Source organism: Kineococcus indalonis (assembly GCF_009906395.1).
GTDB lineage: Bacteria > Actinomycetota > Actinomycetes > Actinomycetales > Kineococcaceae > Kineococcus > Kineococcus indalonis.
Window position 1 is genome coordinate 1 of sequence record NZ_JAAALM010000694.1, and the last position, 1,678, is coordinate 1,678.

A 1,678-nucleotide genomic window follows, 5' to 3' on the forward strand; every position below is an offset into this window, starting at 1 on the left:
ACGGGCGTGGTGGCGGCCAGCGACCGCGTGGCGCTGGGGGTGCTCGACGTGCTGGCGCGCGCCGGGGTGGCGGTGCCGGGGGAGGCCTCCGTCGTCGGTTACGACGACAGCGCCCTGGCCCAGCTGGAGCACGTCCAGCTCACCTCCGTCAGCCAGGACCCCGGCGAGCAGGCCCGCCGCGCGGTGGGCGCGGCCGTCGAGCGCCTGGACGGCGGGCGCACCCGGCGGCGCGAGGTCGTCCTGCAGCCGCGGCTGGTGGTGCGGCGCACCACGGGACCGGCCCCGGCGGCCCCGGCCGGTGCGGCGCCGGACGGGCGGGCGGAGGGTGGTGCGTCGCGCTCCTGATGTGTCAGTATGTAAAGACATATCAGAGGAGGATCCCGTGCCCCTGCTCCGCTTCGACCTCGTCGCCGGCCGCTCGCCCGAGGCGCTGACCGCCCTGCTCGACGCCTCCCACGCCGCCGTCGTCGACGCCTTCGGCGTGCCCGGCGGCGACCGCTACCAGGTGGTGCACCAGCACGCCCCGGGCGAGCTCGTCGTCCACGACACCGACCTCGGCATCGAGCGCACCGACGACGTCGTGCTCGTGCAGGTGACCAGCCGGCGGCGCACCCGCGAGCAGAAGGAGCGCTTCTACGCCCTGCTCACCGACAACCTGAAGCGCTCCTGCGGCGTGCAGCCCAGCGACGTGGTCGTCTCCGTCGTGGAGAACTCCGACGCCGACTGGTCCTTCGGCCACGGCCGCGCCCAGTTCCTCACCGGCGAGCTCTGAGCGCGGCGGCACCCGAGCGCACCCGAGCGCACCCGCCCGGCGGGCCCCCGGTCGCTGGCCGGGAGCCCGCCGCCTGTGCGACGCTGCCCGCAGCGCGCGAGCGCCGCGGCCGCGCGCCGCACAACCGCACATCGCACGGCCACGCACCCGGGCGGGAGAGCCCCGACGCGCACCAGCGCCGGGCACCGAAGGAGCAACCACCCCGGAACCTCTCAGGTCCCCAGGACCGCCACGGGCAGGCCGCTCTGGAAAGCAGGGTCCGCACGGCCCTCACCGACGGGGAAAGCGCCGCGCGCGCGAAGCTCTCAGGTGCCGCGACAGAGGGGGTGCCGCGCACGCGCACCTCGCCCATGTGGGAGAGGTCGAAGACGCCGCCCTCGGCGCCACCTTCACCGACTTCGCCGGCTGGTCCATGCCCGTGCGCTACGCCTCCGACCTGGCCGAGCACCGCGCCGTGCGCGCCACCGCCGGCGTCTTCGACCTCTCCCACATGGGCGAGGTGCGCGTGCGCGGCCCGCAGGCCGGCCGCGCCCTGGACGCCGCCCTCGTCGGGCGCCCCTCGACGATGCCGCTGGGCCGCGCCGCCTACGGCCTCATCGTCGACGCCGACGGCGGCATCCTCGACGACCTCGTCACCTACCGCCTCGGCGAGGACGACTACCTCGTCGTCGCCAACGCCTCCAACGCCGACCTCGTCGCCCGCGAGCTGACCGGGCGCACCGCCGGCTTCGACGCCGAGGTCGCCGACGAGTCCGCCGCCACCGCGCTGCTCGCCGTGCAGGGCCCCACCGCCGCGCTGATCGTCGGCGAGCTCGTCGACGCCGACCTCGCCGCCCTGGGCTACTACCGCTGCACCCCCGCCGTCCTGCGCACCGCCACCGGCGCCGTGCACGTGCTGCTGGCCCG

At 76.3% G+C, this 1,678-nt stretch carries 2 protein-coding genes, 1 pseudogene and 2 riboswitches; all 3 genes and pseudogenes read left to right on the forward strand.

Annotation, left to right across the window (positions count from 1 at the left end):
* A partial coding sequence (locus GTR00_RS23150) for a substrate-binding domain-containing protein (protein ID WP_205706288.1) occupies positions 1-345 on the forward strand: 345 nt, incomplete at its 5' end.
* 37 nt (positions 346-382) lie between these two features.
* Positions 383-772 carry a tautomerase family protein gene (locus GTR00_RS20340; protein ID WP_166613349.1) on the forward strand — a complete coding sequence of 130 codons (390 nt, stop codon included), beginning with the start codon at positions 383-385 and terminating at the stop codon, positions 770-772.
* Between the two features lie 151 nt (positions 773-923).
* Positions 924-1,002: riboswitch (glycine riboswitch) on the forward strand.
* 10 nt (positions 1,003-1,012) lie between these two features.
* Positions 1,013-1,100, forward strand: a riboswitch (glycine riboswitch).
* A gap of 84 nt (positions 1,101-1,184) precedes the next feature.
* A pseudogene (locus GTR00_RS20345) lies at positions 1,185-1,678 on the forward strand (glycine cleavage system protein T); the annotation flags it as partial.